Source organism: Paenibacillus phytorum (assembly GCF_013141715.1).
Lineage (GTDB): Bacteria > Bacillota > Bacilli > Paenibacillales > NBRC-103111 > Paenibacillus_E > Paenibacillus_E phytorum.
The window spans coordinates 25,504-51,172 of the sequence record NZ_WHOA01000127.1 but is presented as its reverse complement, the minus strand read 5'-3'; the positions used below and the strand labels follow the sequence as shown (position 1 = coordinate 51,172).

Sequence of the window (25,669 nt, the reverse complement as noted above, 5' to 3'; positions counted from 1 at the left end):
GGAGCATCCATCACTAACGTCGTCCTGAATGATGCAATGACCATGTTGAAGAAAACGAGCCGCACTTTTTATATTCCGATAAGTAACTTGGATTTAGGATTGAGGGAGGCTGTAACATCTGCCTATCTGTGTATGCGAGCTATAGATGAGATCGAGGATCATGATGAACTCACAGACCAATTGAAAGTGGAGTTATTGCTCGGGATACACGAGGCATTCCAATCCCCACATATTATCGAAGCTACACAAAAATTACTATCACCTTATGGGGCAGAATTACCTGCTGTTACAATGCAACTCGATGAGTGGGCGCTTCTTTGTCCACCCTCTGGAGCTTCAATCGTATATCATTACATCGCAAAGATGTCGTTACAAATGGCCGAATGGGTTCAGAACGGGTGGAATATTCATACGGAAGAGGATCTGGACCGCTATACCTATAGCGTGGCTGGTATGGTTGGAGAAATGCTATCAGAACTATGGTTGTGGCATGATGGGACGCAATCGGATCTAACGAAGGCGATTGCCTTCGGAAGAGGACTTCAGTCTGTAAATATCCTCCGAAATAGAGTGGAGGATCTTAAACGTGGCGTTGACTTCTTTCCTGACGGTTGGGGATTCAAGGAGATGCAAAAGTACACACGTCGCAATTTACAACTAGCCGACTCATATGTCGCAGACCTGAAGGAAGGTCCGGCGTTGAAATTTTGCAAGATACCATTAGCGCTAGCTCATGCTACGGTAAACCTCATCTCTGTTGGTGGAAACAAATTAACGAGAGATGCAGTTCTAAAAATTGTGAGTCGTGTAACTGGATAACATAATTGTCCATATGTAAACGTAAAAAAGACTTCATTCACCAGAAGGAGGAAAGGTGATTGGAGTCTTTTTGCACTTGATCCTACATCAAAGAATTAACGTTGAAAGCCTTGTAGTTGTTGTTCAGCCATTTGTACCAATCTTTTCGTAATACCGCCACCGATAGAGCCTGCATCGCGTGTAGCGAGATTTCCATTGTAACCATCTGGTTGTAGAGGTATTCCTAATTGTTGAGCTACTTCAAATTTCATTTGATTTAAAGCCGCTTTTGCTTGAGGAACAACTAATGTGTTATTGTTTGCCATGGAAATAATCACTCCTTTATTTGGTGTACTCTTATAATGTGGAGTGGAAGGAACTATTATACATACACATTTACTGCGGTTATGAATAGTACTGCAGTAATCAATTTGTACCATGACTTTTTTTTGTTAAATTAGCATGGTACCAGACCTATTTTTAGTTGGGATATGGATAGTTAACGAAGTACCTTCTTGTGGGATACTATCAATAGCCAGAAAATATTCACTTCCGAACAGTAATTCTAAGCGTTTCTTTACATTGGTTAACCCAATATTTCTTATGCGTCCTTCGGAGGAATAGGCAGCATTGCCATTACTATCCATAGACTCTATAGCTTCCGTTGTCATTCCTACACCGTCATCGCTTATATTTACTACTAGTCGATCATTCTCGAGGTGGATAGATAAGGTAATCATACCCTTCGTTTCTTTAGGGAGTATACCGTGGAATAAGGCATTCTCAATAATAGGCTGTAGGATATTTTTTGGCATATCAATGGTAGATACGTTATCAGAGATGTACAAGTACAATTCAAATTGATCACGATATCGATACTTTTGTATTTTTGTATAATCTTGAATAATACCGACTTCTTTCTCGACGGATGAGAACACTTCGTTATTCCCGATTCGTACAGCATCTTGCAAAATATGAATAAACGCTGTCATCATCTCCGTAATATCTTGGTGTCGCTGTTTTCTTGCTAAGTAAATGACCGTATTTAGCGTGTTATAGATAAAGTGCGGATTAATTTGTGAAAGCAATAGATCGATTTCAAGCTGCTGTTTGATCTTCTCATTCTCCAAGGATTCCTGAATATGCCCCCGTAAATCTTCAAGCATTCTGTTAAAGCCAAGACCTAGTACCTCAAGCTCATCTTTACTTTGAATCGTTATATTCATATTCAAGTTTCCTGCGGACACTTGTTTCATTGCACGTGTGAGTTTTAAAATTGGTTTGGTTATATTGTTAATTAGGGGGGTTAGGATGAGCAATATGGCAACTATACTAGCGCCAATCATGAGTAAAGGTGAAAATGTAATTTATCTTATGTAAAATTTGTTTTTTGGAAGTGTAAGAAATAATGTGCCATTGAGTATCTTGAGGGTTATTCTCGGGAGTTCATTGAATTTTTTAGTGACGCTGCTTCTTGCATTCCCGATGTCGAGAACCACCAAGCAGCTTCCGCTCAGGAATGTCGTTATGTATTTTTTGCTTTTTAATATGCTTTTTTCGCCCTCGATGATTCCGATGTATTTTACAGTGAAAAACTTAGGGCTGATGGATAGCATTTGGGCGCTGGTCCTGCCTTCGGCTGTCCCGATCTTCAACGTCATGCTGCTTATGAATTATTTCCGCAATATACCGAAGGAAATGGAAGAAGCAGCGATGATGGACGGCGCCGGACCTTGGTATATGATGATTAGAATCTTCTTGCCTATAGCTGTTTCTACGGTAGCGGTTATCACATTGTTTAGTATTGTCGGTCATTGGAATGCTTTTTTTGACGGATTAATTTATATGAATAAGGTCGAGCATTACCCGTTACAGACCTATATTCAACAGCTGATCGTCAAGATTGACCCAAGTAAACTGACCGTAGAGCAGCTGGTGAAATTGCAAAATGTCTCAGCTAAAACGATGAATGCTGCAAAAATTTTCATTTCGATGCTGCCCATTCTCATTTTATATCCATTTCTACAGAAATATTTCATTCATGGTATTATGCTTGGTTCAGTTAAAGAATAAGAGAGATACATATTTAAGAAGCAGCGGAAGCTGCTTCACGTACCGTGGACTAAGAACAACTCAATTTACAGCTGGAAACCATGAAATTGACAGAAAAAACATTTGCACATTGGGAAAATGCGACTTTCAACAAACGCAAAAAAGGGAACTATCCGTTTGCCGCTTTCATGGCATAGGTAGTTCCTTTTTCTGTTTGCAGAACCTCATTTTTAGACAAAATTGGTTGAAATATCCCTACAAAATATACGGACGACAAGAAAATCAAAATAAAGTATGCAATATGAATTGAAAATGAAAAAACAGAACAAATTGATTATTAAACTGATCGGTGTCTGATAGAAATAAAGTTTTAAACTGGCTGGTTATTCTGAAAAGAAGCTGGAAGAAGCTTATAGAAGAGGGAATGTTCCAGTTGCTTCTTTAAAACCCGCCATTAATCCATATCGTTTGTTGCACCAGTCCAGCACTTTTATTGCAATAGAAAAAGTTTTTAATAATGTAAGTATTGATTGACTATGCTTGTGGTTTGGATGCATCCATTAGGAAGATGACCGGGATCAACGGATTCCAGTCATCTTTCTTTTTATTAATTAACAGGAAATTTCTGATTGGAAGTTGTCTCTCTCATCATACCTAATCTAGACAACTTTTAAAGTGATCCAGACAAATTGACGGAAATGGCGGTAGTATCTACTGAAAATTAACATGTAATTGATCAAGGGTTAACACTGCTTGTTTACAATGAAATCAAGACAACGGTAGGCCGATGCCGGTCTATCAAGGGGGGAGATATGAGGATCTAAATGAAAAACAAATTCTTGGAAATCAGCGTAATGATATCTAGACAAATTTCAGAGAACGGGTACTCGGACAACACAAAGCTCCCTTGTGAGAAAGATTTGTCAGACACCTATCAGGTCAGTCGGGAAACCGTCCGCAAAGCGCTGAAGCATCTGACGCAAAGCGGGAAAGTTTACAGCATCAAGGGGTCTGGGCATTATGTCAGGCAGTCTTTGCCGCAGATGGAAAGTTCGTTGAACCGGCTTACCAGCGTAACGGAGCTGATTCGGCAGTCGGGACTGATCGAGGGGGAAATGGAAGTCTTTTTTTACAAGCGGATACCGAGCAGGGAAGAAGCAGATATGTTGAAAATTCAGGCGAATGACCCTGTGTTTATTGTCGAACGGATCCGTACAGCGGACGGGGAACCGTTTATTTATAGCCAGAACATATTGCCGCAGAGCATAGTTGGAGAAGATTTTCCGGTGAAGTATGAGAAAGGTTCACTGTTGAATTGTCTGAAGACGAAGTATCGCATCGATATCACCGAGGCAATTACCGAAGTGCTTGCCGTCAGGCAGGAGGAGCAATTGCCTTACAGACTTAAGGATGCCAATACTCCGCTGCTAAAATTCAAGCAGTTGCACTATGACGCCAAGGCGACGCCCATCTTCATTTCTTACGATGTCATGAGAAATGATGCGATCCGTTTTTTCATCCATCGAGTCAAATAAGTTCAATTAGCTCAAAGAAGCTAATTGAAGCCAACGGGTTCATTTCTTTTCATAAAAATAATGAGGTGATCGATTCCCATGAAAAAACAAAAAATTATGATGGCTATGATGGCATTGACGGTAGTGCTGTCAGGCTGTGCAAAAACTGAAAGTGCGAATACGGCGGCTTCGAAAGTCGGTAATACGGAAAACGCGAACGCGGCGTCTGACATGGATAAGGGCGGAGTCAAGAAGAATGTCGTAGATGCGGGAAATGGAAATATCGAAACAATAAACATTAAAGTGATGACTCCCGATGCGTCAGCTCCTGCAAGAGCAAATAACTTTGTTGAAGCGGCGAAAAGTCTGAATGAAAAACTGGAGAAAGAAAATTCCAAGCAGCGCGTGCAGGTTGAAGCGATTGTTAAACAGGCGAACGGTGAGGAATTCCAACAGCAGTTTATATTTGCATCCAAGTCAGGCAATGCCAGCGATATTTACGCAACGGGAAATGCCAATATCGGCTGGATGGCCAAAGGCGATTATTTGTTGCCACTGACCGGAATCGAGAAAGAACCGGTATTTCAGAACCAGATGGCTGGCTATTGGAATGCCGTTACTTGGAATAAGCAAGTTTGGGGCGTCATTCAGGACACCGAAGCTCGTCCGATCTTTTTTAACAAAAACGTGCTGAAGAAATTGGGCTGGACGGATCAGCAAATTGCAGACCTCCCGAAGAAAGCAGAAAATGGAGAATTTACACTGGCGGATATGACCGATCTGGCCAAAAAAGCAGTGGACAGTAAGGTCGTCAATTCCGGATTGATGATGACTAGTGGCGGCACAGATTTGCCGGTAATCTTCTTTGATAACGGAACTGAAGTATACGACGCAAGTCAGGGCAAATATGTACTGGACAAAGCACACTTGAAGACAACGTTCGAGTATTTGAAAAATGCTGTGTCGCAAGGCATCATTCCCAACGGATTTGTTACTGCAAACAAAGATGATTACCTCAAAACTATAATCAATGATGAAGGATTGTTCCTGCAAGCAGGCGTATGGGATGAGGCGAAATGGCGGACACGCGGCATGCACAAAGTCACAGGCAACGTTACTTCTGAATATGTGATGAACAATATCGGTGTCATGGTGATGCCTCCAGTAGCGAAAGGTCAGAAGCCGGTGACGGTATCTAATCCGTGGGTTTATGTAGTTTCCAAGGGAACTAAATATCCCGATCTAGCGAAGCGACTTCTGATTGAAGTCAGCGCGCCTAAGCTGCAAGCTGAACATGCCGTTCAAAGCTCCCATATACCGTTTACGAAGGAAGGCCAGCAGTACGAAACGGTCAAAAATAACCCATGGCTGAACCTTGTCGGCTACTTGACCCAATATTCGAAATTTATGCCGAATGATCCGAATGAGCCGAAGTTCGAGAAAATTATAAAAGATGCTACACAGAACGTTGTAAGTGGCAGTATGACACCCGATCAGGCCGTGGATTGGATGGGCAAACAGATGAAGATCGATTTAGGCGAAGTGATTGAGAAATAATGCGAGAACGTTGTGAATGGAGGTATCTGTCCCAATGATGAATGCTGAACTGCATAAAGATCCAGCGGCACTGAAACGTCCATTATGGAGCAAAATTCGAGAACAACTTGCACCCGGCATCATGCTGTTGCCATTTATGCTGAATCAATATGTCCTGTTCGTCATTACAGCTGTCATCGTCATCCTGATCTCATTCACGTCGATGGACTCCGCGCTGCAATGGAATTTCAACGGACTGGATAATTTTAAAAGAGCTTTGATTGACCCGGCGATTGGCCTAATTATATGGAACACGGTGCTGTTCGTTTGTGTAACGATGCTGATCAAGATGGTGTGGGGGCTGACCATAGCCCTCTCCACTACTTACTATATCCGCTCGAAGCGCATAGGCGCATTGTTCCGAATGATCTGGCTGCTGCCGCGTGTTTCTCCTGGCGTCGTCGAGGCGCTCTTGTGGACATGGATTTTCAGTTCGGGTTCTTACGGAATCCTCAATCAGATCATGCATGCGTTGTATGGCTGGGAGCCGGTCAACTGGCTGGATCGCTATCCGCTGATGATTAACATTGCGGTTTCCGGTATTATGGGTTCTTCATTGTCGATGATCGTATTTTCTTCGGCCATACAGTCAATCGAGAAGTCGTATTTTTATGTGGCAAAAGTGGATGGCGCATCGGAATGGGTCATCCTGCGCAAGTTGATGCTCCCGTTTCTGAAATGGCCATTGACGTTTCTTCTTATTTGGCAGGGCCTTTCCATGTTTACCAGCTATGAATCCATTCTTCTTTTGACCGATGGCGGTCCGATGCACCGTTCGGAAACCTGGGCGCTGTATGCTTTTCATACGGCATTCTACACACTCAATTTTGGATACGGATCGGCTATATCGCTGTTCATTCTACCGATTGTTGTGGTGGCCATGTTCATTTCATACCGGGTATTTGGTTTCAAGAAAATGATGAAATCGGTTCAATCGTCACCCCAGGAGCCGGAAAGGAAGGAATAATTTGAAGAATCCTATTCCCTTGCAAGGCACAGGCGCTGTTGGTGGTGATCAGAAGAATCAGCATGACAGCTTGCTCAACCGTCGGCGCAGATGGCTTCAGGCACTTCCGAACGGATTGGCGATTGCCGTCATGACGGCCGGATCGCTGCCGCTGCTTGCGATTTATGTCTGGATGGTGCTGGTGTCGTTCAGCGATTCGGGTCTGATACCAACCAAATTTACACTGAGTCATTGGAGTTTTCTATGGTCCGAGTTGAATATTAACGGTTATGTTTATCCAAATGTTTGGGTAGTATTTCTGAATACTTTGTTTATCGCGGTCGGAACGGCTGTGTTCGAGGTCGCATTTTCACTTATGGCCGGTTATGCAATTTCACAAACCAAGTTTCCAGGAAGATCCATTTTGCTGCAATCTACGATTCTTACTCACGCCTTCCCAGCGATCACGGGGTTGATTGCGGCGTTTTATATTCTGAATACAACGGGACTGCTGAACACCTTGACGGGCATCATGGCTCTGAAAATATTGGGCGGTATCCCGATGTCCACCTGGATCATCAAAGGTTTTTTTGACGAAGTTCCCAAGGAACTGACTTGGGCGGCGCAAACGGACGGATGCGGAAAGTTCAAGATATTCTATACCGTCTTCTTGCCCAAAATCTGGCCAGGTGTGGCAGCCATTTCGCTTTTCGCTTTCTTGAGCGGATGGGGAGAGTATGTGATGGTTTCGGTGTTTATATTTGACGACAAAATTAATACGCTGTCGATTATTATCAAGTCGTTGTTCAATGAGACGTCTTCTGCCAGCTACGGTTTGGTAATGGCACTGGCTACGTTCTATATGCTGCCTTGCGTGATCCTGTATTTTTTCTCGCAGAAAGCACTTTCCAATATGAAGATGTAGCCTGAATGCCGCGACGAATAAAACGGAGGTGTTGATATTGCAAGTCCGCATTGCACAGCTGTTCAAATATTATGAGTCAGGCGATCCCACAGTATCCGATTTGAATCTGGATGTGGCGGACGGGGAACTGGTAACGCTGCTGGGTCCGAGCGGATGCGGGAAATCCACAACCATGCTGATGATTGCAGGCATTCATGAAGTATCCAAAGGCGGGATTTATTTTGATGATGAACTGATGAATTATGTCTCCCCAAAGGACCGGAATATCGGTATGGTATTCCAGAATCCGGCGCTTTATCCGAACATGAACGTGCTTGAAAATATTACGTTTCCCTTGAGAAACCGCAAAATGCCGAAGAAACAAGCGGAAGAGCGGGCAATAGAAGCGGCGGAAATTGTACAAATGGCTGGTTATCTGAAGCGGAAGCCGAGCCAGCTATCGGGTGGACAGCAACAGCGCGTGGCCTTGGCACGGGCCTTGGCGAAACAGCCTAAGCTGTTACTGCTAGATGAACCGTTGTCCAGTCTGGATGCCCGGCTCCGAATGAGCTTGCGTGAAGAAATCCGGCGCATTCAAAAGAAGCTCGGCATTACGACAGTGATGGTTACCCATGATCAAGAAGAAGCGATGTCCATGTCCGACCGCATTGCGGTGATGAACAACGGACGATTGCAGCAGTACGGGACACCTGATGAACTGTATGAAAACCCGGTTAACTGGTTTGTCGCCCAGTTTCTCGGAATGCCGTCCATGAACAGGCTGGATTGCCGATGGGAACGTCCCGGATTGAGCGTCCGACTGCCGGATACCGGAGATGTGCTGACGCTTCCGCCGAGTCTTGCCGGCGTACAGGATGCAATGCCGGAACAGCGGCTGATGATTGGTTTCCGCCCCCATCAGGTCCACATTGTGAAGCCGGAGGATGAATCGAACTCTTTTAAAGCCAAAGTATTGATGATTGAATTCACGGGTCGGGAAAAATTACTTCACCTTGCGGCGGGAGCCCAACATATCAAGATTTACGCGGACTTGTCCGAACAAGTGAAAGAAGGCGATGAGATTCGGCTCCGGTTGACTCATTTCCGCTATCTGTTCGATGCCGATACCGAGCGGAACTTGATGCTTAATGCCGAGGATTCGCGTGAACTGAAGGAAGGATTGATTTCAGTTGTCAGGTAAATGGATAATTACAGATTTAGATGGAACCTTACTTAATTCCCAGCAGCAGGTCGGTGAAGAGACTATTAGACGTGCCGAGCAATTCCGGAGTCAAGGAGGAAGATTTACATTCGCGACCGGACGGACGTTGATATCAACTAAGCCTTTCATTGAACAGTTGAATATTGTGGAGCCGGTCATTCTTTTCAACGGAGCCAAGATTTACGATCCCGTTCGCGGGGCATATCTGGAAGAATATTTTTTGCCGCAACCGTATACCGAACTCGTCCTGAATCTGTACAGTACGACTAAAGCGCAGTACGGATTGGATCTGCTTGTATTTGTCAATGAGCAAATCTATGTGCCGGAGTGGAGCGATGAGGTCGAGCGGTTCCAGTTGAAAGACAAGGTCATTATTCAACAGAAGCCCTATACTGAAATATACAGCGAATGGAAACGGATTAATAAGATTATGCTACTCGGAGACGTTGAGCGTGTAAATCAATTCCAAGAGTATTGCATCAAGGTGTTCGCGGATATCGGTCCCTCCAGATTGAATTCGGTTGTTTCCGAACCCGGCTTGCTGGAAGTGCTTCCGCCAGGCATAAATAAGGGGTCGGCATGCCTGAGGCTCATGGAGATTGCTGACGTAAAGCGTGAAACCATAACGACGATCGGAGATGGACTGAACGATCTGGAGATGATTACGTCGTACCATGGCATCGCCATGAAAAACGGACACCCGGAACTTAAATCAGCAGCCAGCCGGGTGACAGAAAGAAACAATGACGAGGATGCGCTCGTGGAAGTGATGGATATGCTGGATTCGCTGGAGGTAAAATAATGGTGAAAAAAGGATTGTCGTTGGGATGCCGGTTAGAACAGTTGGAAGAAACGCTGAAATTTGCGCAAACAGCCGGAGTCGAAGCGGTAGAACTCTCGATTGAGCAATTGCAACTGATATTCAACGGAGCGCTTCATCCGGCCCGGACAGAAATGGCTGTCGGAATCTTGCGGCAATTCCCTTTCGAATACAGTGTGCATCAGCCAAGATCACTTGATTTGCGCAACATAAGAGCCGCTGATGCAGTTAACCGGTTGTTCAGTTCCGTGCAAGAGTTTTGCAGCATGATCGGCAGCCGCATCCTGGTTGTTCATTACGAGAAGGAATCGTTCCCCCAGGAAGAGCAGTTGCTCGAGCAGTTGCTGTTGAAGGCGGCGAATCGAACGGATCAAGTCGTGCTTGCGATTGAGAACATCGAGATTGAACGCAGCAGTAAAGTAGCCGATTTGGTCAGGAGGCTTGATCATCAGCAAATCAAGATGACATAAGATCTAGGTCATGATTTCTTGGCGTCAGCGTATTACGGTTATGATCAGCTGCAGGCGATTGAAAGTTTCAAAGATTTGGTTGTACATTTACATGTGAATGACAATTTCGGCAATTACGAGGAATTAAGGATTACGAACCGTCCTGTGTATAACGCGATGGGTACCCACAACTGGACGGCCTTGGGCAGAGGCGATCTTCATTTGCCTATCGGGTGGGGAGCCATCGAATATGAAAGGCTTCTAGCTCCGTTCAAAGGATTTAACGGATTGGTGATCACGGAAGTCCTCGAACATTATTATGCACTTCATACTAGCGAAATTATTTCCGGACTAGACAGAGTTCATCGCATCCTGAAAGCTTGAGGGAGCAAATAAAATCATTTACCATGCAGAGGAGAAGATATTAAATGAACGAACAGAATTATTTGACTATGCCACCAGCAACGCAATTTGGCGAATTTGCTCCTCGTTATCCGAACCTGTGGTTCTACGTCAGCACATCGTTGGTGAAATCCTACGGGTCTGCGAGAAAGCTCGTTTTGGAGGAGTTGGAAGCTTGCACCTATATGTCTAACGATTTTGGGTATTATCATTCTAACGAAGGATGCGACGGTTATGCTAGAAGAAGAGGTCTGCAGCCGGTACGTCTTGAGGACGATAGCCGAAGTCACGAACACTGTCTTCACCTTCGCTTTTATTACGAGCCGTTGAAGAAGTTTCAGCCCGATTCTTCAGACGAGAACGGTTATTTCCAGTATGCGGCCAGCATTCATTATGAAGTCGACCGCCCAGAGCACCTGCATCCGTATGTGGACGAATGTCCAATTTGCGGTATGACAGGTGAATATGCGCAATATATGGGAGCGTCAATCAAGGACAAGAATGAACGGGTTCATGATCCGCTCGGCGTGGAAATTGCCGTAAACGGCACGATTCGCGGAGAGAAGATTGTTGCTTTTCCAGCCATCGTTTCTCTTGCGGACAAGTATGACATGCGGATTGAAATGGTCAAGCCGGAACGTGAAGACATGACTACGGCCGTTATTGCAAGAGTTTTTCTGGATGGCCTGAAGTAAGTTGAGTACCACCAAGTATATATAATGCTGAAACTAATCGGAACATTATAGTCTAGTTAGTATACACCGGATGAGATGCAGCAAAGCTGATTTTATCCGGTGTTTTGCATTGTAAATGGAGAATTCATAACAGAATGGAGCGATTATATTATGCATTTTGTAGTAGAAAGAACAAGAATGATATGCAAAGAGTTACTACATTTATCGGTTTCAAAAAGGCTTTCTCCTGAAAACATAACAATGAAGGAAGGTTTCTACTTAACACCTGAGGAAGCTAACCAAGCATCTTCTCCTTGGGTATCTTTTGATCCCCAAATAGATATGTGGGGTGGATTTGACACGAACTGTTGGTTTAGGGCAGAGGTGAATGTACCGAAAGAAGTTCAGGACAAAGATCTAGCTCTCTATTTTAAGACTAGCAATTCGGGATGGGATCAAAGCAATCCTCAGTTTCTTCTCTTTTTAGATAATCAGCCTGTGCAGGGACTCGATATGAATCACAGAGAGATCATGCTTGATAAAAACAAAAGTTCATTTACGATCGACCTTCAGGCATATACGAGCCGCGTATCCACGGACAAGATGCATCTTTATATCGAATTGGGTGTCGTAGAAAAAGAAATACTTGCTCTATACTATGATATATTCGTTCTTAGTCAGGTGATTGAAGAATTAAACCCAGATGAGAAGCCTCGCGTGGATCTTGAACTGGCTATAACGGATACAATCAATCTGATTGATCTAAGAAAACCATATTCAGACAAATTTTATGACTCTATCAGAAGCGCTTCCGAATATATAAACCGTGTTGTCTACACGGAAATGGCTGGAAATGATGCTGTGATTGCCACGTGTGTAGGTCATACCCATATCGATGTAGCATGGAAGTGGACAGTAGAGCAAACGCGTCAAAAAACAGGTAGAAGCTTCGCAACAGAACTCAAATTAATGGAAGAATACCCGGACTTTAAATTCATGTCTAGTCAGCCTCAGTTATACAAATTTTTGAAGCAGTGGTATCCAGACATGTACGCGAAAGTAAAAGAAAGAGTTGCCGAGGGACGCTGGGAAGCAGAGGGCAGCATGTGGCTAGAGGCCGACTGCAATTTGATTTCCGGAGAATCCATGGTCAGACAGATCCTCTACGGGAAGAAGTTTTTCAAAGATGAATTTGGGATTGAAAACTATACGCTCTGGTTGCCAGATGTATTCGGATATTCGGCTGCTATGCCACAAATTATGAAAAAGTCGGGCATTAAATACTTTATGACCACTAAAATTGCTTGGAATGAATTTAATCAATTACCTTATGATACGTTCTGGTGGAAAGGTATTGATGGCTCTGAAATATTTACGCATTTAATCACAACAAGAGATGTACGTAATCCAAAGGGCGCTAACATGACTACGTATAATGGTTATCTGGAACCACGTGCGGTCATGGGAGCCTGGGATAGGTATCAGCAAAAAGGCCTGAACAATGACGTTCTCGTAAGCTTCGGACACGGAGACGGTGGCGGCGGCGCTACGAGAGAAATGATAGAAACCGGGATACGACTTGAAAAAGGACTTCCAGGAGTTCCGAAAGTACGTTTTGACACAACAACTAAATACTTTGACGAACTCTATGACAGAGTTGCCGAGAATAGCAGGCTTCCTAAATGGGTAGGTGAATTATACCTTGAATTCCATAGAGGCACCTATACGTCAATGGCAAGAAACAAGCGCTCGAATCGGGAATTGGAAGTTAAACTGCAGGATTTAGAATTTTTAGCGTTATGGGCCGAGAAATATGGCATGGAATACCCGCAGACGTTGCTTGACGAGTTATGGGAAACCATGCTTCTCAATCAATTCCATGATGTGATACCTGGTTGTTCAATTAAAGAAGTATACGATGTTACACGGCTTGAGTATCAAGAAATCGAAATGAAAGCGAATGAAATGATTGATAAAGCGAAAACAATCATTGCAGCAAATACAGCTTCTGATAAGGGACTTGTTGTATTTAATACACTCTCTTTTGACAGAGATGATCTTGTTATCTTGGAAAAAAACAACGATTTTGCATCACTTCAGTATCAAGATGGCGAGCTTATCCAATTGCAGGATACGTATGATGGCAAAACTGCAGCGCTTGTAAAATCCATTCCAGGTAAAGGTTTGAAAAATTTAGCATTATCAGACAAAGTGGCGGCTAACGCAAATCCGTTTACATTTAACGGTTTCGAAATTTCAACACCTTACGCTACTATCAAATTTAACGAAAATGGCTTTATTGACTCGCTTTTCGATCGCGTAGCAAACCGTGAGGTACAGTCGGAAGGTACAATGGGTAATGTTCTTAAAGTGTACGAAGACAAACCTTTCAAGAATGACAATTGGAATATTGATATTTATTATAAAGAAAAATCATGGCTTTGCGATGAGGTTGTGAAGATGGAGTGGGTGGAAAAAGGTCCTATACGCTCTGTTTTATACATTGAAAAGCTCTTTAGCGACTCGCTTATTAAACAATATGTTATGTTCTATGCGCATTCACCTAGAATCGATTTTGAAACCACCGTTGACTGGAAAGAAAATCAATGTCTTTTACGAGTAGATTTTCCTGTTGAGATTAACGCTTATGAAGCCACGTATGATATACAATTCGGCAATACCAAGCGTCCTACTCATTTTAATACCTCTTGGGATGTAGCTAGGTTTGAGGTTTGTGCGCACAAATGGGCCGATATTTCTGAGAGTGGTTACGGTGTTTCCTTGCTAAACGACTGCAAGTATGGGTATTCCATACACCACGGAGTCATGAGTCTTACACTTATAAAATCAGGGATTTTCCCGAATCCTGTAGCGGATCGTGAATTCCATAGATTCACTTACTCCATTTTGCCACATGAAAATGACTGGAAAGATGCTGACACGGTTAGTGAGGCATGGAAACTAAATCAACCGCTTCATGTTGCCTATACGGATGGGAAACAAGCTAGCCATGGAAATGAACGTATGCTTACAATTATTGGCGATAATGTCATTGGCGAAACATTTAAAAAATCAATGGCAGGAAATTCAGCAATTCTTCGTTTGCATGAATTTAAGAATATGCGTAATACCATCAAAATGAATGTGCCATATACGAAAGTGTATGAAACAGATTTAATGGAAAATCGAATTGGCGAAATTCCTGTTGTAGATGGAGAAATTAATCTTGAAATATTACCATTCGAAATAAAAACATTAGAATTGATTTAAGGGGTCAGCATGAACATTTCCCCTGCAACCAGATTACTGATGCTCATCACTACGTTAAACGCGAGTGCGAGCAGTATATCCAGCATATTTATCAACATTTATTTATTTAAAGTATCGAATGAGTTTTATCAGGTGTTTACATTTCATTTCTTCTCTTTCCTTAGCATGCTGCCGTGCTGTGTAGCCGCAGGTTGGCTTAGCAAGAAAACAAATCGGAAGATTGGCCTCCTAGTAGGAAACGGCTTGCTGCTGCTGTTTTATTCCATTATGCTCATTTTTGGCGACACGATGTCAGGTTGGATTCCTCTAGCTGGATTAATTTATGGTGCTAGTCAAGGTTTTTACTGGCTATCGGTAAACGTGCTGAGCATCGATTTAACGAAGCCGGAAAATCGGGATTGGTTTAATGGGCTGAGCGGAACCTTTACCTCGATCACCCAGATGATCTCACCTTTCGCAGCAGGTTGGATTATCGTTGCTTTTCCTGGTAACCTAGGCTATCGGTACATTTTCGGCTTCGCGCTTGCGCTGTTTGTTTTGTCGATCATTTGTGCGGCGTTTCTTCCTTCCAGCTCGAAGAAGAGTCCGATGTACTGGGGCAAAATACGGGAGATCCACAAGTCGCCCAAATGGCGGAATTTAAGCCGCAGCTTTACCACGCTGCATTTTCGCGATGATATATTGGCTCCCTTCGTTTGGGTTTCGTTATTTATCGCCACCCAGAACGAGAGCATCATCGGTAATTATTCGCTGCTGATGACGGCACTGTCGACGGTATCGTTTTTTGTGATTGGACGATTCGGTAGACAGGAGCGAAAGCGGTATTACATGATGATCGGCGGAATCGGTTTTAGCGCTGCGCTGCTGGCATTCATACCTGGAATCAATACGGAAACTTTGCTGATTTACGCGATCGTCGGCGGAATCTGCAATCCGATGTTCCAAGTGCCATTCAGCACGCTGCTGATCGATACGATTGCCGAATTTGACGAGAATGGCAAATATCGAATAGAGCTTGTCATTGCAAGAGAGATCGCGATCAGTTTAGGCCGAATCTTTTGCGCATTTTGTCTTGTTCTGCTGTTCCGTTACTTCCCGGTCAATACGTCCCTGCTGAATATAACTCTAGCCGTATTGACTGCAGCGGGGTTATTGCCCTTGATTTTGACCCGAAAAATGTTTCATTAAAATGGTTGTCGAGGCCCATGCAATTGCGCATGGGCCTCATTGATTTTTTTACTAACAGTTTCTGATTGGATGATTCATGACAATTAATCTATACAACTTTGAGGTTGATTCAGTCAATTTGACGAAGTTAACATCAATATTTTCTGGATATTAATATGTAACTGATCTAGCTCAAACATTGCTTGTTTACAATGAAATCAAAAGAAAGGTGGACCGATGACAGTTGCACTTTGACACGAAAGCGACAGGATTAATTTTATTTCAAAATAAGGATGAGGAGATTGATTACTATGAAGAAAAAAAATCTTTTATTGGCTATGTTGACATTGACTGTAGTGCTGTCAGGCTGTGCAAAAACAGAAAGTGCGAATAAGGCGGAAACCGCGAAAGCGTCGACAGACACGAAAACTGCAGCAGATGCACCGGGAAATAGCGCTATCGAAACAGTTAACATTAAAGTGATGACTCCGGGGGGTTCGGAACCAACAAGAGCCAACAACTTTATTGAAGCGGCTAAAACTTTGAACCAGAAACTGGAGAAAGAAAATTCCAAGCAGCGCGTGCAGGTTGATGCGATTGTTAAAGAGACGAGCGGTGAGGAATTCCAACAGATGTTTATCTTTGCATCCAAATCCGGCAATGCTAACGATATTTACGCAACAGGATATTCCAATATTGGATGGATGGCCAAAGGCGACTATATATTGCCGTTGAGCGGAATCGAGAAGGACCCAGCATTTCAGAACCAGATGGCTGGCTATTGGGATGCCGTTACGTGGAATAAGAAAGTCTGGGGCACCATTCAGGACACCGAGGCTCGTCCGATCTTTTTCAACAAAAACGTGCTGAAGAAAATGGGCTGGACGGATCAACAAGTTGCAGATCTTCCGAAGAAAGCGGAAAGCGGAGAATTTACACTGGCGGATATGACCGCTCTGGCGAAAAAAGCAGTGGACAGCAAGCTCGCCACTTCCGGATTGTTTATGACTGGCGGAGGCAAAGATTTACCTATTATTTTCTTAAATTACGGAACTGAGGTATATGACGCAACTCAGGGCAAATATGTGCTGGACAAAGCACACTTGAAGACAACGTTCGAGTATTTGAAGAATGGCGTTTCGCAAGGCTTCCTTTCCAAAACATTTTTTGCAGACAGCAAAGATGATTATCTCAAATCCTTGATCAATGACGAAGCGTTGTTCGTGCAAGCAGGCATATGGGATGAGCCCAAATATCTTACACGCGGAATGCACAAAGTGACAGGCAACGTGACAACCGAGTATGTGATGAACAATATCGGTGCGATGGTGATGCCTCCAGTAACGAAAGGTCAGAAGCCGGTGACGATCTCGAATCCGTGGGTTTATGTCGTGTCTAAGGCTACGAAATATCCCGATCTGGTGAAACGGCTTTTGGTTGAAGTCACCGCGCCTAAGCTGCAAGCAGAACATGCTGTGTCAACCGCCCATTTACCGTTTACGAAGGAAGGCCAGCAATACGAAACGGTTAAAAAGGACGCATGGCTGAACTATGTCGGTTACTTGACCCAATATTCGAGATTTATGCCAAACGATCCGAATGAGCCGAAGTTCGAGAAAATTATAAAAGATGCTACACAGAGCGCTGTGAGCGGCACAATGACACCTGATCAGGCCGTTGATTGGATGGGCAAACAGATGAAGATCGATTTAGGCGAAATCATTGAGAAATAATGCGAGAGCGTTGTGTATCCATGAATATGTAATGCTGAGACTATTCGAAACATTACAGTTTAGGTAATAAACACCGGGTGTGATACAGCGATGCTGATTGCATCCGGTGTTTTGTATTGTAAAATGAGGTGGATCGCAGAGGCAGTCTAACGACATGAATATCCCTACAAAACATAATAGCGACAAGAAAGTCCCTCGAAAAATAAGCAATTAGAGTTTGAAATGAGGCTATACCCACATGTGGTAAGGATGAAAATTAGTCAATTACTTCAAAATACCAACTTTGCATAAATTTACTTCACAGAACCCTTATTCTGTGAAGTAAATTTTATGATGCGCTCGGCCTAGGTGGTTTGCCGCGTTTGTTTGGCTCTCTCAGAATCAGTTGCCTGTTCTTTCAGTTTTGTCCTTCCTTCAATGGAGGAAAGTGATTGAATTTGAAGCCGCGTAAAATTCGTAGCCGAGCATAGCTGTCGTTCGAATTCTAGCTAACGATGATCCCGATTTCCAACGCTTTCTGGATGGCTTCTTCCTTGTTGTTGCGTACTCCTAGCTTAATATAGGCTGAGGAGGCGTAGTTTCTGACCGTGCCATCCGACAAATATAGCTTGGACGCTATCGTCTTGTACCGGAGCCCTTTGGCAACAAGCTGCAATATTTCTATTTCCCTGTGAGTCAGGTCATAGTCGTTGGCGATTTTCAATTGCGTTGATTGGACGCTCTTATCGAGCTTCTCGAATATTTTATGGGACATCCCCCGATCGATTAATGTGCCTCCTCTGTGAATAAGCCGGATCGTATCGGCCAGCTCTAATGGTTCGGATGATTTTAGCAGGAAGCCGTCCGCACCACTGCGCAGTAAGTCCAACGCTTGCTTCGCATCCTGAAACGTCGTGAAAATCAATACGCGGATATGCGGCCATTGCTGCTTGATCATTTTGGTTGCCTCGGCTCCATTCATGCGTGGCATATCCAAATCCATTAGCACTACGTGAGGCTGGAGTCGTCCGCACAGGTCGACGGCTTGTTCGCCATCCTCTGCCGATCCGACAACGTTCAAGTCCTGGTACTTGTCGAGCAGCACCCGCAGACTTTCCCGAATAAAAGGTTGGTCGTCGACGATCAACAGCTGAATAAGGTCGTCCTCCATTTCCGCTTGTCGCGGCAATGAACAGGTAACAAGCGTCCCGTCCCCTGGCTTCGTATAAACGGACACTTGACCTTGCAAATTCATGGCCCGCTCCTTCATCGCGTTCATGCCGAAGCCCTCCTGCCATTCTTCCATCCCTCTTCCGTTGTCATGCACCTCCAATCTTGTATCTTGCTGCCCAAATTGCAAAGAAACGGTGATTTCCGTCGCCTGACCGTGACGAACCGCATTCGTAAGTGACTCTTGCAAGCAGCGAATGAACGCCATTTTCGCTTGTCGGGACAGTCGGTGCTCCTCTCCGAACGCGCGAAAGCTTACCTTGGTCCGGGCATGCTCCTGAAATTCATCTCCAAGATTTTGCAGAGATTGGACCAAGGAAAGCGACTGCTGTGGAGACTCCATTTGATGCAAGTAGCCCCTCACTTCCTCTATACTTTTACGGCCCAACTCAAGCAAGGAATCCAGCCTCTGTATACCCGTTTCAGTAGCAAGCTCGGGGCGAAACGCTTCCATTCCCATGATGATAGAAGTATAAGCATGACCGACAGTATCGTGAAGCTCTCTCGACAGCCTGTTTCGTTCTTCTGCCAGCGTAATACGCTCGATTTGGGACATATATTGCTCAAGCACCGCATTTTGATTGCGGATCGTTTCATTTTGCCGATGATTGACGATCAATAAATGAAAAGCGAATCCCATCACATAAGCAAGTCCGTAGTAAATTACCATGAGCCAATAGCTGTTATCTGGCGAAACAATATAAAAAATTCCGGGTATTACCAAGACCGTTGCCGGTGCCGTCCAATGATAAGACAGACGAGCGCTATTTGCTGCGATCAGAAAGACTGATCCAAGAAATGAAGGGAAAGCTTCCGGAAACAACGAGGTTAAATGTACGCATAGCCCGCCAAAGACCAGTATTTCTGTGAATAAATAATATTTGTAGTTGAGCAGCAAACAAACCCAAGGAATGGAGAAAGCGGCAATCTCCCAAAAAATAACGATCCAAAAAGGCAGCGATAGACCTTCCTGAAATCTGATCGTCGTGAGGATGAGCGAAACGCTAATAATAAGGCGGAGCCCAAGCATAATCCAATCATACCAAAACCACTGTTTGACCATTTCCAACAATTCTTTCAACCCCTAAGCAGCTTTCTGTTTGTTTCCTATAGTATTATAAACCAAACCTTTGTGCGGTGCATAATTGGCTGTTTACGCTGCGTCATCTGCATAAAGGTCGGTAACAAAACAGCTATCGGTCTAGCTGCTGAATCATGGTGCGCGTATAACCTCCGAATGTTTTCGCCAACCGGTCACTCAGCTTGACGCTTATTGCGGCAAGCACCGCTCCCAGAGCCATGGTAAGGAGTGATTCCGCAAAAGTATCTACTTGCATGAACATGACATTCATATCGATGTATCGATACAAAAGTGGTGCCAACATGAATGCAAGCGGTGCTAAATAGAGAGCGGCTACGCTGACGAGACTGACGAGTCCGATACCCAACTTCTGCATTAACCAAAAGACGGCCAACCAGTTGCGACGATCCGTAAGTTCTAATTTGGCATGAACCCAGACCGATGCATCCGTTATTATTTTTTTGTCATAAGGTGCCGTCGTAATATCTGTATAAATTTTCGTCTGCGTGCGTTCGAATTGGATGAAGGTTGTCGTAGTTCGCAATACACGTGTAACTAGTGGAATGCCGATTACCGTAAATGAAAGACTTAAACTGAACGATAGAGCTACCATATAAAAGCAAAAGTAAAACAAGCCTGTAACGAAAGTTAACATTAAAAAATAACCATTCTGGATGAAACCTGATTTCATAAGGTTCATCGCTCCTCTCCGTGTAATAGCGGTATTGTATGGTTTGGCTTCTTCCGTCAACCGCAGCAAAAAAAGTAAACGCCATAGACGGAAACACTGTTCTGAAGTTGTTAATGCGATTTGACTACGGTTTTCTATAGGTGAATCAGCTTCTCTTTAAAAAAATAGTATGGTGCAGTTGCCTACTGCTCCATACTAACCGCACAGCTGTCATCTCCACCAGTGACAACATGTCATCATTTTCTTTGTGACATGTTGGCGCTGATCGATACGTTAGTGAGCATTGCATGTCACATGAAATAGTGAAGATTTGTAACTAGCTTAAATGATAGTGAGTGAGTGACAATTGGACTACTGAAGACGACCCAATATGCTTGTATGCAGAAAGAGTCGTACTTCAAAAAATCCATGAGGTGAATACCATGAACAAAAGAAGGGAAATGATTTACGGTGGAGTTGCCGTAATGCTAAGTGCTGCGATTCTAACTGCAGGTTGCAGTACGAGACCCGCTGAAAAGTCGGATCAAATAAGAACAACCCAACCAGTTGAGACAGCTCAAATATCTCAAAATAGTATTGCAAAATCACTTGAATCGCAGGCGAAGCAACTGAAGACGTTAGATCCGAAACAACCATTGGATGATTTAAAACCGCTAAATGATATGATAGGGAATGCAAATTATGTTGGTTTAGGAGAGGCTACTCACGGAAGCTCGGAGATTTTTATGATGAAGCATCGCCTCGTGAAGTATTTGGTCACTGAGCTGGGCTTTACCAATTTTGGGATTGAAGAGGATTGGGGCAACGGTTTAAAGCTGAACGAGTATATCCAAACGGGAAAAGGCGACCCTAGGGAGTTTTTGAAGCTGTTGTACCCAACTGATGAGATCGTCGCTATGGTAGAATGGATGCGGGAATACAACTCTGATCCTGTAAATAAAAAGAAAATTCAATTCGTCGGACTCGACTTAAAAATGCTGGATCAAAGTGTCTTCGATAAAGTGATCAACTATGTAAAGGAGCATCATCCTGATTTGCTGCCGGAAGTCGAGCAAAGCTACAAAGAGTTGTCATCGGTGGCAGGTAATCTACAGGAATATATGAAGCTGACTACTGAAGTGAAAGAAAAGCATATGGCTAATGCGCAAAAAGTAGTCAAACTACTTGAAGACAAAACTAAAGTCGAATAATGAGACTGATTCACACGAGCTAGCTTGGGTGAAAGGAACGACTAAGGTGATAGAGAATTTTACGAAGATGGTGATTCCGGCTGACTATCCGAGCATGGTGAAGCTGCATGATCAGTATCTAGCCGAGCATGCTGTTTGGGCTCAAGAAAAATTTGGCGGTAAAACGATGGTTTGGGGGCACAATATTCACATAGCTAAAGGTGTTATCACTGAGAAGATGTATCCTAAAGTCGCCGGGGAGTTTCTGAAAGAACGTGTAGGCAATCAATATGTAGCAATTGGCTCCACCACCACGGAAGGCAAATTTACAGCATTCAGTGAAAATAAGATTGCAGCGGATACCATTCAGAAGAACGAGAACAGCTCCAATCATATGTTTGGACAAGTTCATTACGATCAGTTCCTGTTAGATCTTCGCAAATTGAATGGAGCTGCGCAGCAATGGGTAAAAGAAAAGCAGCCATTCTTGGATGGCATTGCAGTGATCATTCCTAACGAACCGCAATATTATGAAGTTTCCCTTCAAGAGCAATTCGACATTATGGTTCATATTCAAAAAACGACCCCTTCGCATATCAAGTAATATGAAATAAAAAGACGATCCCTTAACTTTAATCATGGCACGGAGAATAAAATAAAACCATAAAATAGCCGGCCACTGGTCGGCTTTTCATAATGGGTTTGCAACAAGCGCCGACCTGAGGATAAAGTTCTTGTCATTTATGACATCAAGTTCTTGTCACCACCAGGAACATTAACTCCATTCCTGACAGGGCTGCCAAGGGCTGCATTGAAGCTAAATGGGGAGGCATTACGCAGCTTTACTTACTACAACGTTCTTACGAGGCGGAATGAATGTAAGTCGTATCTTGACAGCTTTTCAGCTCCATTCTATAATTTAAACAAACGTTTAATTTAAACGATCGTTTAAGGAAGAGGAGTGGTTAAAATGAAACACGCACTAGGTGCATTTCTAAAACAAGCAACGACAAAGATAGGGATTATCACAGCCATTACGTTTCAGTTGTTGTTTAGCTTGATTTGGATGACGGGTTACGCGGGAGTATCCGATAACACGAGCCAATTGAAGATCGCGATCGTCAATGAAGATCAAGGTTTGGGGAGCAAGATTGTTCAGAACCTGCAAGGCAACCTTCCTTTTCAAACAGAGCTGGTGGCTTCTAATGAACAAGCACATAATCTGTTAAATGATCGCCAGGTCCAGATGGTTATGCACATCTCGGCTGATTTTTCCAAACAGCTTCAAACCCCAGGACAGACTGTCCCCATCACGTATACAATTAATGAGTCTAATCCTTCTATGACGAAGTCTGTGATGCAGGCTGTAGCCGGGAACGTCACGGCGTCTGTGAACAAAGAGGCCGTAGCAGCCGGGGCATCAGCAGTCCTTACACAGATGAATCCAAAGCTGCCAGCTGAGCAAGCAAGTCAAATCGCACAAGGGCTCGCAACTAAGGTAACCTCTGACATTCAAAGCACCAATAAAGTAAAGGATATGCCGAATCAAATGCTTCCTATGATGCTCGTGCTTGCTTCGATTGTGGGTACAATGATCATGGGAATGAACTTTAATGTATCTACGAATATTCTCGGTGCATCTGTTAATAAAATGAGCAAAATGGCCGCACGTATCGTTGTGACTGTTATTGCCGTAGTTGTTGTAGGGTTGATTAGTGCAACGATGGTCGTCGCCTTGGGCGGACATGTGGAGAAAGGCTTTTTATCCCTTTGGGCGTTTGAGACCTTATTCTTACTCACCTTTGCGCTCGTCGCTGAAATGTTTTTGACATTGTTTGGGAACGTAGGTATGCTATTTAACATCGCGATGTTGTCCTTGCAATTGGTGTCTTCTGGCGCTATTGTGCCTAGGGAGCTTTTGTCGCCTTTATATCATACAATCAGTAATGCTTTCCCAGCTACCTATGCCGTGAATGGGTTAATGAATATCTTGTTTGGTGGACCAGGTGTTGCCAAGGAAGTCGGTTTCTTGTTTCTTATTGCTGCAGTTGCACTAGTCATTGATATCTTGGTTGTGTCTGCAAAAAAGGCAAAGGCAGTGCCTGCGATGGAACAACGTCCACAAACCGCTTAGCTAAAGTACGAGGAGGGCGTTGATAGAATGGCTGAGCAAGAATTAGATATGAAAATGAAAATTCTTCTGGCAGCAAAGAAGCTGTTTGCGAAGCATGGTTATGATTGCACAAGCGTTCGTCAAATTTGTCAGGAAGCTGGGGCCAATGTGGCTCTGGTTTCCTATTATTTTGGCGGCAAAGAGAGCGTTTTCTACGAGATATTTAAACAGTTTTTCCCTATGAACAAGGTCGTTGATTTTATAGCCATTGAGGATCCTATCGTAGGTATCCGGACGATTATTCAGGGTGTCGTAGAGATCAGAACTGCTGATCCTCAAATGATTAGTCTTATGCAAATGGAGATTATTACGATCACCCCACGTTTGGAAAAAATGAGAGAGCTCGTGTATCCATTATGGAAAAAGGTGAGGGATTTACTAGAGCAAGGCAGACAGGATGGGATTTTTCATTTTGAATCTCTGGATAGCACGCTTATGTTTGTGCTGGGCTCCATATTTTTCTATAAGCAGAGGGAGTTTTTTGAGCTTTTGTTTACGGAGGAACGGCCTGATACCCCGACCTTAATTGAGCAAACGACAACCTATGTGCTAAATGCGTTAAGATATCAATGCAAAGGGGAATGATGGATTTATGGGTAAAACGTATATCGTAAGTTTAGGTGAGCTTTTGATTGATTTCGTACCGGAGGTGAACGGGCAAGCGTTGGCAGACGTTACGAGCTTCCAGCGGGCGGCGGGCGGAGCGCCGGCCAATGTCGCTGCGGCGGTCGCCAAATTGGGCGGCGACGCAAGGTTTATCGGTAAAATCGGCCGTGACCCATTCGGCGATTTTTTGGTGCGCACGCTTGACGAAGTCGGCGTGCATACGGCCGTTGTGCAGACCGATGAGGCGAAGACCGGTCTGGCGTTTGTTTCACTGCGCGCGGATGGTGAGCGCGATTTCTTGTTTTTCCGCGACCCGGCGGCGGACATGCTGCTGCGCGCAGACGAAGTCCAGGCGCAGTGGCTGGAAGACGCCGCGGTCTATCATTTCGGCTCGGTATCACTGATTGCCGAGCCTTGCCGCACCGCGACGCTGGATGCAGCGTGCCGAGCGAGAGAATTTGGCGCATTGGTGTCGTACGACCCCAATGTGCGCCTGGCGCTGTGGCCGAGCGCTGACGCAGCTCGGGCAGAAATCCTTGCGCAGCTCCCGCTTGCGGATGTGGTCAAAGTCAGCGAGGAGGAAATCGAATTCCTCCTCGGCGTGGACGCGACCACAGGTGCGCAGCAGCTGCTGCAGCGAGGACCTAAAGTGATTATCATCACTTTAGGTCCTGGGGGCTGCCGTGTCGTGACCGCACGGCAGGATGTCGTCATCCCCGGCACGCCTGTGGCAGCCGTGGACACGACTGGCGCCGGCGATAGTTTTGTCGGCGGCATGCTTTATCAGCTGGTATCGCTTGGCGCTACGCCAGCTACCATCGTTGACGTGCTCGCTGAAACAGGAGCCGCTGAGCAGGTATTCGCCTTCGCCAACCGCGTAGGCGCAATTACGACGACGCGCAGGGGGGCGATTCCTGCGCTCCCTACGCTGGCGGAAGTGCAAGGCTAGCTTGTGAGAAGCCAAGCCTATGCCCGCTATCCCCACAACTCAGAAATGGATGCAAGAAAAGTTTCATCCAATTAACCGAAAGTTAACGGGATGAAATAGATTCCTGACGTATGCGCAATTCTGAGGGAAATGGATAGTGGTGTGAGACTGAGCAGTAAGAATTATCAATGCTGAGTGATCGATTCATGGAAGCCATCCTATGCCCACTATCCCCACAGCTCAGAAATGGATGCAAGAAAAGTTT

The 25,669-nt window shown here is 44.4% G+C and carries 21 protein-coding genes and 1 pseudogene; 18 read left to right on the top strand and 4 right to left on the bottom strand.

Going from position 1 to position 25,669, the window contains the following annotated elements:
- Positions 1-36: 36 nt before the first annotated feature.
- Complete coding sequence (locus GC098_RS19800) at positions 37-819, top strand: squalene/phytoene synthase family protein (protein ID WP_171644980.1); 783 nt, start codon at positions 37-39, stop codon at positions 817-819.
- Between the two features lie 95 nt (positions 820-914).
- Here the strand turns inward: GC098_RS19800 and GC098_RS19795 are convergent, their stop codons facing one another.
- Entirely contained in the window at positions 915-1,124 is a 210-nt protein-coding gene (locus GC098_RS19795; protein WP_171644979.1) for an alpha/beta-type small acid-soluble spore protein, read from the bottom strand.
- 126 nt (positions 1,125-1,250) lie between these two features.
- Positions 1,251-2,144, bottom strand: coding sequence for a sensor histidine kinase (locus tag GC098_RS19790; RefSeq protein ID WP_171644978.1), 894 nt, complete (start codon positions 2,142-2,144; stop codon positions 1,251-1,253).
- A 139-nt stretch (positions 2,145-2,283) separates the two neighbouring features.
- On the opposite strand from GC098_RS19790, the gene GC098_RS19785 reads away from it, so the two are divergent.
- The 13 genes from GC098_RS19785 to GC098_RS19725 all read left to right on the top strand — a co-directional run bounded on the left by GC098_RS19785 (position 2,284) and on the right by GC098_RS19725 (position 17,547).
- The gene (locus GC098_RS19785; RefSeq protein WP_171645024.1) at positions 2,284-2,871 is read left to right on the top strand and encodes a carbohydrate ABC transporter permease; all 588 of its coding nucleotides are present in this window, start codon (positions 2,284-2,286) and stop codon (positions 2,869-2,871) included.
- 803 nt (positions 2,872-3,674) lie between these two features.
- Positions 3,675-4,385, top strand: a complete 711-nt coding sequence (locus GC098_RS19780) for a GntR family transcriptional regulator (protein ID WP_171644977.1) — start codon at positions 3,675-3,677, stop codon at positions 4,383-4,385.
- A 78-nt stretch (positions 4,386-4,463) separates the two neighbouring features.
- Complete coding sequence (locus GC098_RS19775) at positions 4,464-5,921, top strand: sugar ABC transporter substrate-binding protein (RefSeq protein WP_171644976.1); 1,458 nt, start codon at positions 4,464-4,466, stop codon at positions 5,919-5,921.
- A 16-nt stretch (positions 5,922-5,937) separates the two neighbouring features.
- Positions 5,938-6,927 carry a carbohydrate ABC transporter permease gene (locus GC098_RS19770; RefSeq protein ID WP_216625342.1) on the top strand — a complete coding sequence of 330 codons (990 nt, stop codon included), beginning with the start codon at positions 5,938-5,940 and terminating at the stop codon, positions 6,925-6,927.
- A 1-nt stretch (position 6,928) separates the two neighbouring features.
- On the top strand, positions 6,929-7,831 hold the full coding sequence (locus GC098_RS19765) for a carbohydrate ABC transporter permease (RefSeq protein WP_171644974.1): 903 nt from the start codon (positions 6,929-6,931) through the stop codon (positions 7,829-7,831).
- 37 nt (positions 7,832-7,868) lie between these two features.
- A complete protein-coding gene (locus tag GC098_RS19760) occupies positions 7,869-9,011 on the top strand; it encodes an ABC transporter ATP-binding protein (RefSeq protein WP_171644973.1) in 1,143 nt (380 codons plus the stop codon).
- Entirely contained in the window at positions 9,001-9,834 is an 834-nt protein-coding gene (locus GC098_RS19755) for an HAD family hydrolase (RefSeq protein ID WP_171644972.1), read from the top strand. Before GC098_RS19760 ends, GC098_RS19755 begins: the two co-directional genes overlap by 11 nt.
- Positions 9,834-10,322 (top strand): apurinic/apyrimidinic endonuclease family protein, encoded by a 489-nt coding sequence (locus tag GC098_RS19750; RefSeq protein ID WP_171644971.1) that lies wholly within the window; start codon positions 9,834-9,836, stop codon positions 10,320-10,322. The genes GC098_RS19755 and GC098_RS19750 overlap by 1 nt, the downstream gene beginning before the upstream one ends.
- An 18-nt stretch (positions 10,323-10,340) precedes the next feature.
- On the top strand, positions 10,341-10,685 hold the full coding sequence (locus GC098_RS19745; protein ID WP_171644970.1) for an IolE/MocC family protein: 345 nt from the start codon (positions 10,341-10,343) through the stop codon (positions 10,683-10,685).
- Between the two features lie 44 nt (positions 10,686-10,729).
- On the top strand, positions 10,730-11,398 hold the full coding sequence (locus tag GC098_RS19740) for a hypothetical protein (protein WP_171644969.1): 669 nt from the start codon (positions 10,730-10,732) through the stop codon (positions 11,396-11,398).
- Positions 11,399-11,548: 150 nt separating this feature from the next.
- On the top strand, positions 11,549-14,647 hold the full coding sequence (locus GC098_RS19735; protein WP_171644968.1) for an alpha-mannosidase: 3,099 nt from the start codon (positions 11,549-11,551) through the stop codon (positions 14,645-14,647).
- Between the two features lie 9 nt (positions 14,648-14,656).
- Complete coding sequence (locus GC098_RS19730; protein ID WP_171644967.1) at positions 14,657-15,835, top strand: MFS transporter; 1,179 nt, start codon at positions 14,657-14,659, stop codon at positions 15,833-15,835.
- Between the two features lie 290 nt (positions 15,836-16,125).
- Positions 16,126-17,547: a sugar ABC transporter substrate-binding protein gene (locus GC098_RS19725; protein WP_171644966.1), complete on the top strand. Its 1,422-nt coding sequence runs from the start codon at positions 16,126-16,128 to the stop codon at positions 17,545-17,547.
- Positions 17,548-18,031: 484 nt separating this feature from the next.
- On the opposite strand, the gene GC098_RS19720 is transcribed toward GC098_RS19725, so the two are convergent.
- On the bottom strand, positions 18,032-19,828 hold the full coding sequence (locus GC098_RS19720; RefSeq protein ID WP_171644965.1) for a helix-turn-helix transcriptional regulator: 1,797 nt from the start codon (positions 19,826-19,828) through the stop codon (positions 18,032-18,034).
- A gap of 121 nt (positions 19,829-19,949) precedes the next feature.
- On the bottom strand, positions 19,950-20,528 hold the full coding sequence (locus GC098_RS19715) for a sensor domain-containing protein (protein ID WP_171644964.1): 579 nt from the start codon (positions 20,526-20,528) through the stop codon (positions 19,950-19,952).
- Positions 20,529-20,950: 422 nt separating this feature from the next.
- Between GC098_RS19715 and GC098_RS19710 the strand changes: the two are divergent.
- The 4 genes and pseudogenes from GC098_RS19710 (at position 20,951) to GC098_RS19695 (ending at position 25,425) form a co-directional block, all read left to right on the top strand.
- A pseudogene (locus GC098_RS19710) lies at positions 20,951-22,301 on the top strand (erythromycin esterase family protein).
- A gap of 366 nt (positions 22,302-22,667) precedes the next feature.
- Positions 22,668-23,831: a YhgE/Pip domain-containing protein gene (locus GC098_RS19705; RefSeq protein ID WP_171644963.1), complete on the top strand. Its 1,164-nt coding sequence runs from the start codon at positions 22,668-22,670 to the stop codon at positions 23,829-23,831.
- A gap of 27 nt (positions 23,832-23,858) precedes the next feature.
- On the top strand, positions 23,859-24,455 hold the full coding sequence (locus GC098_RS19700; protein WP_171644962.1) for a TetR/AcrR family transcriptional regulator: 597 nt from the start codon (positions 23,859-23,861) through the stop codon (positions 24,453-24,455).
- A gap of 7 nt (positions 24,456-24,462) precedes the next feature.
- Positions 24,463-25,425, top strand: coding sequence for a PfkB family carbohydrate kinase (locus GC098_RS19695; protein WP_171644961.1), 963 nt, complete (start codon positions 24,463-24,465; stop codon positions 25,423-25,425).
- Positions 25,426-25,669: the final 244 nt, after the last annotated feature.